Genomic DNA, 10,032 nt, shown 5'->3' with positions numbered 1-10,032 from the left:
TTGGCGAACCTTCGCATGGACTGCCAAGCCTTTGCAGCAGACATTCCCGGATGCAGCAGCGCTGAAAGCGACAATAAAAGGCCGGTTAGACGAGCTGGTATGTAATTCAGCAGGTCGTCGGTTCGAGCGGAGCACCAGCCGAAATTGATATATTGCTCATTGCGATAGCCAACCATAGAGTCCAGCGTGTTGGCTGCGCGGTAAAGCATAGCGAGCGGTGCCCCTCCAACTAGAGCAAACAAGATAGGCGAGACGAAAGCATCTACCGTATTCTCGGCTACCGTCTCTACCGTCGCTCTCGAAGCCTCCTCTTCGTTGAGGCGGTCGGTATCTCTTCCCACGATATAACCGACATATTTTCGCGCATCGTCAAGCTTCCCAGACACAAGCGGCCGATACACGAGCATCGCAGCTTGTCCCAGCCCCTTAACAGCGATAGTTGTGGAGATAAACCAAGCGCTCACCGCATAACCGAGCCAAGGGTGAACCCAATTGGCCACCCCAACGATAAGCGACATTATGCTGAAGGAAACCAGCAGCGTAACAACCGTCAAGCAGACACCGGTCGCTTTTACCTTAGCTGCACTTCGTTGCTGTCCTTGCTCTCCAGCTCTTAACTTCCGCTCCAGCAGACGGATTAACCGGCCGATCCAGATGACAGGATGAGTCGGCCATTTGGGATCGCCGATTATCCAATCAATGACGATTGCAGCTGCCGTCAGCAGCAGCATCTCAGGAAACGAATAGAAAATCATAGATCATCCCAACGGAACGCCAACGCTTTCAAATCTACAGGAATGCCTGCCGTCACCAGAAAAACCCGCTCGCTTAGCGCAGCGATGCGCTGATTCAGCCGCCCCGCTTCATCGCGGAACAATCTCCCGAGCGGATAAGGCGGCACGACGCCGTCCCCCACTTCATTCGTTACGCATATAAGCGGATAAGGAAAAGCGGCGACCGCCGTCAGCAGCGCTTGCACTTGAGGCTCCAGCCATTCCCCCGTACTTTTGCGCAGATCGTCACTGCTGCCGCTTTTCTCCTCCGACAGCAGCAGTAAATTGGAGAGCCATAACGTCAGGCAGTCGATCAGAACGACAGGCGGCTCAATCTCCGCTTCGTCTAACAATAGAGCCTCAGCAGCCGCAAGGTTTGTCAGCTGCTTCGCCAGTTCGAGCGGCTCTTCAATCGTCCGCCATTCGAATCCCGTTCTATTGCGGTCCTGTTTATGCTTCTCGATCCGCTCCGCCATTTCCTCATCCCAAATCCGGCTTGTCGCGATATAAATACCACGCTTACCGAGGCGGGCAGCAAGCTGCTCAGCGAACGAGCTTTTCCCGCTGCGTGCGCCGCCTGTTACTAGAATTGCCACCCCGTTCACCTACTCTTTCGAAATGCCGGCGCTCTCGAAGGTCGCCATTTCTTGCATTAATTTAAGCGCCGCATCGATGAAATGAAAGCCGAGCACCGCTCCGGTTCCTTCACCAAGCCGCATGTCCAGATCGATCATCGGCGATAATCCCATCGCCTCCAGCACTTTGGCATGCCCCTGCTCCTGTGACAGATGCGAGGCAATCAGGTATGGCTGGACATGCTCGGATATTCGTACAGCAGTCAGGGCAGCAACAGAGGAAATATAACCGTCGATAATGACAGGGCAGCCATTAGCAGCTGCGCCGAAAATAATGCCAACCAAGCCGGCGATTTCCGCGCCTCCGACTTGGGCAAGCGCTAGAAACGGCTCCTTCGGATCAGGAGAATGGAGTGCAAGCGCCTTTTCCACCACTTCAACCTTTTTCAGCCAGCCCTTGTCATCGATACCTGTACCTCTGCCCACTGTCAGCCCCGGATGCAAGCCGGTAAACACCGATGCAAGCGCCGCGCTCGCCGTCGTATTGCCGATTCCCATCTCCCCTGTTGCGAACAGCCGATAGCCCTGCTCCGCCAGCTCGTCCACCACTTTCACCCCGGCCAAAATCGCTCGCAGCACCTCTTCCAGACTCATAGCAGCTTCTTTTGTCATATTAGCCGTTCCGCGCACGATGTTATGCTGCAGCAGCTTAGGATGGTCGATTGCCGATTTTACGCCGATATCGACGCAAAAAACGTCCGCTCCTGCTTGCTTCGCCAGCACGTTGACAGCCGCGCCGCCGCTCAAAAAATTAAGCACCATTTGCGAGGTGACTTCCTGCGGGAAAGCGCTGACGCCTTCCTCGCACACTCCATGATCGGCTGCCATGACGACAACGGCCTTCCGCTGCAAATCCGGCCATAGCCCCCCGTGAATGCCTGCAAGCTGGCAGGCGATGGCTTCCAGCTTGCCCAGGCTGCCCGGCGGCTTCGTTAATTGATCCGAATGCCGCTGCGCGCTTGCAGCCGCCCCATCGTCGAAGGCATTGATTCTTCCCAGCATATATGCGATTTCTTTGCAATTGCCTGTTTCCATAACAGCTTCACATCTCCCTTATCGTAATGGCGCTGACCCTCCGGGCTGAAGCAGGATTTGCGGCACTCCCGTCGCCGGATGCGCCACAATCGTTGCTCCAGCGCCATAAACACTGCGTATGAGCGATTCATTCAATACTTCCCGAGGCGGCCCGGAAGCCGCAATGCCCCCTTCATGCAGCACAAGCAATTGATCGCAGTATAGCGCCGCCAGATTCAAATCATGCAGCACGGCGATCACGGTCAATTCCCGTTCCCGCTGCCAAGCTTGAACGGTGTCCAGCAAATGAATCTGATAACCGATATCGAGGTAAGTTGTCGGCTCGTCAAGCATAATCAATTCCGCTTCCTGCACCATAACCTTTGCGAGTGCAGCCCGCTGCCGTTCACCTCCGCTGAGCCGCTCCAGCTGCCTGTGCTGCAAAGCAGTGAGCCCCATCGCTTCCAGTGCCCGGTCAATTAGAGCAGCCGGATCATTCTTCTCGTCCCCAAACCAATTCTGATAAGGATATCTGCCCATTCCAACTACTTCACGCACTGTAAAAGCAGCCGAAGGCAGTCCCCCTTGCTGCAGTACTGCCAGCTTGCGGGCAAGCTGCTTAGCCCCGTAGCTGTCCAGTGGCTTTCCCGCCAGCAGCACTTCTCCCGCTGTCGGCTTCGCCGCCCCGGAAAGCAGCTGCAGCAGTGTCGATTTGCCCACGCCGTTTGGACCGATAATGCCGTAAAAGCAGCCTGCCTGAAAAGAGTGGGTCACGCCGTTAAGAATGGAGTTTCCATGAATGCTTTTCGTTAACTGTTTCGCCTCGATCATGCCATTTCCTCCTGACTGCGCTTGCTTCTATAAAGCAGATAGGCGAAAAACGGCGCTCCGATCAATGCGGTCACAACGCCAAGAGGAATTTCTTTCGGACTGAATGCCATTCTGGCAATCGTATCTGCCCAAAGCATGAATATACCGCCTCCAATCGCTGACAGCGGAATGAGCAGCCGGTAGTCCGGACCGGCAATCAGCCGGATTAAATGCGGAATAACGAGTCCTACGAAGCCGACGACACCCGATACGGATACGGCGGCTGCAGTCAACAGCGTAGAGCCGATAAGCACGATCAGCTTCGTTCGCTCTACCCGGATGCCAAGATGCGAGGCGTGTCTTTCCCCAAACACCATCAGATTCAGCGGATTTGCATAAGCAAACAGCAGCGGCAGTCCAATAAGGAGAAACGGAATAAGAACGTAAACATGTCCCCATGATTTTAAGGCCAATGAGCCCATAAGCCAAAATAATATCTGATTAACTACGCTGTTCGACATCGACACCATCAGCGATACGAACGCTCCCAGAAAGGACTGCACGATGACGCCAGACAAAATAAGCGTCTCCAGCTGCATTCCCGAACGGCCCCGTGACAGCCAGATGACGCCAAACAATGTAACGACACCCGTCGCAAACGCGACGGCCGGAATCGTCCACATGCCGATAAGCGTCTGATAACCGAATAGTATCATATAAGCCGCGCCAACCGAGCTGCCCGACGCTACGCCAAGCGTATACGGTTCAGCCAGAGGGTTGCGCAGCACACCTTGAAAGCCTGCTCCTGCCAGCGCCAGACAAGCGCCAACGAGAACGGCCAGCAATACCCGGGAAAGCCGGACCTGAGTAACTACAGCAACATCTCCTGCACTCCAGGTTTGACCTGCGTCACTTCCTCCAATTAGCTGATGCAGCAGGATGCCCCAAACGTCCTTTAGCAATATGCCGGCCGAGCCGATGGATAAGCTCACAAGCATAGAAACAGCAAGAAGGAGCAAAGCTGCTCCTCCATAGCTAAACATTTTTCGTTTCATCGCTTATTTGACGAGATCCGGATGGATCGCTTTCGCCATCTCAAGCAGGCCATCCGCAAGTCTTGGACCGACGCGAACAAGCGGATCTTCCGTCACGGCAAACAGCTGTTTATTTTTCAGCGCATCAATTGTATCCCAGCCCGGACGGCCTTCAATTGCCGCTTTAATCGGGTTAGGCTCTTCCTTCAGTGCCGGAAAAATAATAATCTGCGGATTTTGCTTCACAACTTCCTCCGCGTTAACTTCATACCAGCTAGGCTGCGAAGCAGCGATGTTCGTGCCGCCTGCCAATGTAAGCAGCTCGTCAAGGAACGTACCGGAGCCCACTGTCCAGCCTACCGAAAATTCCAAATAGACCTTCTTTTTCTCTGCGCCCTTCACAGCATCGACCACATGCTGTTTCGTTTCGCGCATGTGATTAGCAACTTTGGCAGCTTCCTCGTTTTTATTGACGATGTGGCCAACCTTTTCAATCTTCTCGATAGTTGCGTCATAAGTCAGCGGATCAGATGCAAACACAGGAATGCCCAATTCACGCAGCTTTGCAACCGCATCCGTGTTCATGCTGGAGGAAGCGAGTACAAGATCCGGAGTTAGCGCTACAACTGCCTCGATATTCGTCGTCATATCGCCAACCTTCGGCTTTGCCGCCGCTTCTTCCGGGTAATTGCTGAATTGATCGACGCCCGCAACTAAATCCGCGCCGCCGAGCGCATACATAATTTCGGTCTCACTTGGCACTAGCGTAACGACTTTAGAAGGAGCATGCTCGAACGTAAGCTCGGTTCCGGTATCATCCTTAATTTTCAGCGGATATTCCGACGCTGCTGTGCCGGACTCGCCTTGCTCTACAGCCGCACCTCCGTTGCCTGCGCCCGCATTTCCATTTCCATTGCTGTTGTCCCTCACAGCGCCGCCGCAAGCCGCGATTACAAGCATCATCGCCGTAAGCATTACAGCCATCATCAGTTTAAGCTTCGCATTCCATTTCATTTCCGTTACACTCCTTAAGCTCTGTTATTCGTTAATAAAATCACACAAAAAAAGCATTTTCGGCTTCTGTGCCGGAAATGCTGTTTGCCCGTTATTTAGGCAAAAGACAAGCCTTCATTCCAACACCATTCTGCTCCAGAAGGCAATAGCGTCATTATAAATGTTATGAAATTATAACGTAGCTACTATAACATTCCATTTGAGCCTTGTCTATGTTTTGGAGTCGCTTGGCTTTGACATTAATTGAATTGGTTTAGCTTTTGGTTTAGCTTTTGGTTTAGCTTTTGGTTTAGCTTTTGGTTTAGCTTTTGGTTTAGCTTTTGGTTTAGCTTTTGGTTTAGCTTTTGGTTTAGCTTTTGGTTAGTTATGGCCCAGCGCCCGTCTCAGTCTTCCGTTTAAGCGAAGTGCGTTGCCTACAACCGATACTGAGCTGAAGGCCATTGCCGTCCCGGCCATCCACGGCTGGAGCATGCCATAGGCGGCAATCGGAATGATAAGCGCATTATAAATAAATGCGAAGGTCAAGTTTTGCCGAACGTTTCGCACCGTTAGACGGCTGATGAGCACTGCCTCCGGTATAGCGGTCATTCTGGGCTGGAGCAAAGTCAAATGTCCCGCCGTCAATGCCGCCTCCGTTCCGTCCCCCATCGCCATACCGACATCAGAAGCAGCCAAAGCCGGTGCATCGTTCCAGCCGTCTCCGGCCATGCCAACACGTCTTCCCCCTGCCTGCAGCTTGCGAACCAGTTCCAGCTTATCCTCAGGAAGAAGCGAGGCGTACACCTTATCAATACCCGCTTCCTTCGCAGCTCCTAACGCCGGTGCCAAATGATCGCCGGTCGCCAGAATGACCGCTACGCCCGCTTTCTTCAAGCGGGCAATCGCTTCTCTCGCGTTAGCCTTTACTGTATCCGTAAACGACATCGCTCCGGCTATTTTACCGTCGTCGATGACATAAAGCACCGTCTCCCCCGCCCGCTCCCTCTCATCAGTGAAAAAAGATACTCCGCCAGACAGGGGCTGGCGAAGCTTTTCTAGTATCCATGCGGCGTTACCGATGCCAACCTGGCGGTTTTCGACCGTTGCCTCCACCCCTTTGGCGCTCGTATACACGAATTGCTCGGCCGAAGGAAGTACTAGTCCCATTTTGTCCGACTCCTCTACTATCGCTTTAGCCAGCGGATGCGCGGAATGGAACTCTACTGCTGCGGCTAGCCGAATAACAGCCGATTTGCTGCCGTTATGGGCATAGACCTGACGAATGCGGGGTTTGCCCTCGGTCAACGTTCCGGTTTTGTCCAAAATAATCGTATCTACTTGGGCTAGACGCTCCAGCGCCCCTGCCTCTTTCACTACGACCCCTTTCTTGGCAAGACGGCCTGTCGCAACAACTAAAGAGATTGGTGTCGCAAGGCCCAGTGCGCAGGGGCAGGCAACGAGAACGACAGCAACCGAACAGCGGAACGACTGTTCCCAATTTCCCGGCGTGAAGATAAAAAACCACGCCAGAAACGTTAGTGCGGCAAGCAGCAGCATGGCCGGAACGAACCAGCCCGACACTTGGTCGACTTGTCTTTGGATAGCCGATTTATTGCGCTGAGCTTGCCGGACAAGCTCGCTAATTCGATTCAACATCGTGGAATGACCTGCCGCTTCCGTACGGATACGCAGCGGATTTCTGCCATTGGCCGTACCCGCCCATACACGGTCGCCAGCATGCTTGGCGGCAGGCAGGCTCTCGCCGGTCAGCAGCGATTCATTTACGTCGGATTCTCCCTTCGTAATGACGCCGTCAACAGGAATCGTCTCTCCAGCATTTACAAGAACATAGTCGCCAATACGGACGAACTCCGTCTTAATCTCCATTAGCGTGCCCGCCCGCTCCACGGTGACCGTCTCATTTTTAAGCTTGCCATAACCAGCAGCGCTGTCCTGAGCTCTTGACGTAGCGTTGACTTCAATGAATTTGCCGAGCAGAACGGCGGTCATGACGACAGCAGAGGTTTCAAAATACAGCGGCAGTTCATGCGCAGCGGCAAGCGGGAAACCGGCTGTCAACACAATATAATGGCTATAAAAGTAAGCGGCCGACGTTCCAGTCGCGACAAGAACGTCCATATTGGCGGAACGCGCCCGCAGCGCTTGATACGCGCCATAGTAGAACGGCATCCCAATGACGAATTGAATGACAGTTGCCAGGCCAAGCTGCAGCCACGGGTTCGTCAAAATCGCTGGCAGCTGCACCTCTCCCGAAATAGAAAGATGCTGCACCATCGCTGCAAGCAGCGGAAGCGTCAACAACGCGGAAAAGATTAATCGGATCAATAAGGAACGTCGTTCCTTATCCAGCCCTTCCTTCGCTTTTTCCGGTACAGAAGGCTGGAAGCCGATTTGCTTGATTTTATCCGCGATTTTAGCAGGGTCGATTAGATGAGGCGCATATTGAATCCACGCCGTGCGCGCCGGATAGCTGACCGCAACCTCCTCTACGCCGGCCAGCTTGCCAACCGTCTTCTCTATTCTTGCGGCACAAGCCGTACAGCTCATCCCTTGAATGGCATAATCTATCGTCACGCTTTGCAGCTCCGCATTGTCCAACGATCATTCACCCGCTTTCCGTCCGCCTCCCCACGCCAAACGAGACTGAGTCGGGAGGGCGGCCAACATGTCCTGCCTCATCTATATGTCGGACAGGCGGGAGTCATGAGTGCCTGGCAGAAAAACATGTGGCATTGAGAAATTTATTGTTGGAGGAGCAGGTGTGAACCCCTCTCCTGCTGCCAGTAAGCAAATCTAGCTTTGTCGCTATTCATTGACGAGAGCTAACCCTATCCAAGCAACTCCAACGAAGCCCATTCGCTATTTATTGAAGTAACTTTCGCTGTATGAGCTCTTGCCAGCACCCATAGTCCATACAACGAACCACATGCGCTATTTAGTGAAGCAACTTTCGCTGTATGAGTCCCTACCAGCACCCAACCTCCATACAGCGAATCTAGCTTCGTTACTCGTGAACCTTCGTTCTCCAATTGCGAAAATAGATGTTACTACTTAGGTCATAGAGTTATTGGAAAGAAAATTCACAACGAAGGACAGCGATTAGGGAATGGAGTATAGGTAGGTTTTGCTTACGGAGGGTGGAAATGAAGCCACGGACACGGGCAAACTGCTCCGCACCTTGCAGGGTACGAAAAGTACCCGAGATCTTTTGCTTCACCTTCGTCATGCGAATATCCCGTTCTGCCTGATTATTGTCAAAAGGAACACGGGGATCACGAAGAAACCGAAGAACCGCTGTCTTGTGGAGACGGAATCTTTCGGCTAAATTGGCGGCTTTACTCTTGCTCTTCCGGCCTCTTGGCCCTGTTTTTTGATGAATTCTGCCTGTAAGCCATTCCGGCTCTCCGTCGTCAAGAATGCTATCGTAGCGTTTCTCGATGCGTCGGATCTTGTCCAAGGGCAATTCGCCGCCCGTAGCCCGAGCTAACTTTACGAGACGCCAGCTGGTTTGTAACAGTCGTCTCATTCGAGTGGACCAGCGATGCTTGTCGTACTCGGTGATGCCCTGACACTCCCGCAGTAAATGCGCTACGCATAACGCATGCCTAAAATTGTAGATGTCTTTGAAATAGGGCATATTGCAGTCGTGGACGAGAATACCTCTGTAGTTCGGTAATATCCCCATGGCGTCAAAGGCCTTTGTGCCACGATGATAGTGGACCGCTTGATACGTCCACTTCGCTGTGGACACCGTGTGCAGCCATTGTCTTTTCCCCTCAACTTGAACGCCTGTCTCATCGGCATGCCCAACGGGTGCGGCAAGCAACTGACCACGAATAAATTGTTCGTGAGGGATTAGTTTCGTGTGCATCGACTGCAGATGGGCTAGCAGTGTCGCTTCACTGGGACGATGGCCCGTTAGATCGGCAAATAACTGACCGATTCGCGCAAGCGGTAACATTTGATACATGCTCAAATACACCGTCCAAGCAGCCAGTCCCTGTCCAAACTGAACAGGTCCGCGAATCTCGGAAGGAAAGGCTGCTTGCACCAGCGACTTGCAATGGGGACAGCATTTTTCTCCGTTCGATGTTCGGTGACGACAAAACGAGGCTGTGGCAGATCGAATACTTGGCGTCTTTCGTGCCCCTCGCGAGGGACCTTCTCAAGTGAGGAGTTGCAGTGGGAGCAACGCAATAACGGATGCGTAACGATGGTGTCAGGCAGTTTCACCATTTGCAACGTAGAGCCTTTATGGCCTTTTGGCGCTCCCTTTTTTCCACCGGCTTTCCGAAGGTTGGTTGGTTTGCGGAAACCGTCACTGGATGGCGGTTTACTGCTATTTTGGCTGTTTTGGTTCAGTTGCCTTTCTAGCTCTTTAACTCGATTTTCAAGGCTGTCGATTCTTTCGAGCAGAGCCGTAATGAAAGCTGCGATGTCGACCGGATCGCCCTTACTAATTTCCATGATTTGTTCGGGAGTCAATTTCAAGTGAAATCCCCTTTTCTTATATTGTCCTTGGTATCTATTAACCAAGAATCCAGAGTTTGAAAAGGGGACCTAAGTAGTAACAAATAGATTCGCTATCTGGTACAGCTAGCTACTTCACATCGTAATTAACGAATTTACTTTCGTTATTTCGCGAACCTGCTTCGCTCCGCGATCAGCAGCCTGCAGGTGGGTCCTTCGACTGGCAACGTTGAAGCAAAGAACCATTACCCGCACATACAACGAAGCACATTCGCTATTTAC

Annotated in this window: 9 protein-coding genes; all 9 read right to left on the bottom strand. The window is 52.7% G+C overall.

Going from position 1 to position 10,032, the window contains the following annotated elements; genetic code table 11:
• On the bottom strand, positions 1-755 hold a 755-nt coding region (gene cbiB, locus TY10_RS03630), incomplete at its 3' end, for an adenosylcobinamide-phosphate synthase CbiB (protein ID WP_042160693.1).
• Positions 752-1,369 (bottom strand): bifunctional adenosylcobinamide kinase/adenosylcobinamide-phosphate guanylyltransferase, encoded by a 618-nt coding sequence (gene cobU, locus TY10_RS03625; protein WP_042160691.1) that lies wholly within the window; start codon positions 1,367-1,369, stop codon positions 752-754. The genes cobU and cbiB, both read right to left, overlap by 4 nt.
• A gap of 9 nt (positions 1,370-1,378) precedes the next feature.
• Positions 1,379-2,443 carry a nicotinate-nucleotide--dimethylbenzimidazole phosphoribosyltransferase gene (cobT, locus tag TY10_RS03620; RefSeq protein ID WP_081735087.1) on the bottom strand — a complete coding sequence of 355 codons (1,065 nt, stop codon included), beginning with the start codon at positions 2,441-2,443 and terminating at the stop codon, positions 1,379-1,381.
• A gap of 18 nt (positions 2,444-2,461) precedes the next feature.
• Complete coding sequence (locus TY10_RS03615; protein ID WP_042160689.1) at positions 2,462-3,253, bottom strand: heme ABC transporter ATP-binding protein; 792 nt, start codon at positions 3,251-3,253, stop codon at positions 2,462-2,464.
• Positions 3,250-4,287: a FecCD family ABC transporter permease gene (locus tag TY10_RS03610; RefSeq protein WP_042160687.1), complete on the bottom strand. Its 1,038-nt coding sequence runs from the start codon at positions 4,285-4,287 to the stop codon at positions 3,250-3,252. Before TY10_RS03610 ends, TY10_RS03615 begins: the two co-directional genes overlap by 4 nt.
• Before the next feature lie 3 nt (positions 4,288-4,290).
• A complete protein-coding gene (locus TY10_RS03605) occupies positions 4,291-5,280 on the bottom strand; it encodes an ABC transporter substrate-binding protein (protein WP_042160685.1) in 990 nt (329 codons plus the stop codon).
• 360 nt (positions 5,281-5,640) lie between these two features.
• Positions 5,641-7,878, bottom strand: coding sequence for a heavy metal translocating P-type ATPase (locus tag TY10_RS03600; protein ID WP_042160683.1), 2,238 nt, complete (start codon positions 7,876-7,878; stop codon positions 5,641-5,643).
• A 466-nt stretch (positions 7,879-8,344) separates the two neighbouring features.
• Entirely contained in the window at positions 8,345-9,331 is a 987-nt protein-coding gene (gene tnpC, locus TY10_RS29605; protein ID WP_238327425.1) for an IS66 family transposase, read from the bottom strand.
• Positions 9,253-9,771, bottom strand: coding sequence for a DUF6444 domain-containing protein (locus TY10_RS29600; RefSeq protein ID WP_052350333.1), 519 nt, complete (start codon positions 9,769-9,771; stop codon positions 9,253-9,255). The genes tnpC and TY10_RS29600 overlap by 79 nt, the downstream gene beginning before the upstream one ends.
• Between the last annotated feature and the right edge of the window lie 261 nt (positions 9,772-10,032).

This window comes from Paenibacillus gorillae, from assembly GCF_000513275.1.
In the GTDB taxonomy this organism is placed as follows: domain Bacteria; phylum Bacillota; class Bacilli; order Paenibacillales; family Paenibacillaceae; genus Pristimantibacillus; species Pristimantibacillus gorillae.
The sequence above is the reverse complement of the archived record's forward strand: the minus strand, read 5'-3'. Positions and strand labels throughout refer to the sequence as shown.

What these genes read in the sequence shown, in the direction of transcription:
- TY10_RS03610 (WP_042160687.1), bottom strand. Translation starts at nt 4,287, where the DNA reads ATGAAACGAAAAATGTTTAGCTATGGAGGAGCAGCTTTGCTCCTTCTT.
- TY10_RS03615 (WP_042160689.1), bottom strand. Translation starts at nt 3,253, where the DNA reads ATGATCGAGGCGAAACAGTTAACGAAAAGCATTCATGGAAACTCCATT.
- cobT (WP_081735087.1), bottom strand. Translation starts at nt 2,443, where the DNA reads ATGGAAACAGGCAATTGCAAAGAAATCGCATATATGCTGGGAAGAATC.
- TY10_RS03605 (WP_042160685.1), bottom strand. Translation starts at nt 5,280, where the DNA reads ATGAAATGGAATGCGAAGCTTAAACTGATGATGGCTGTAATGCTTACG.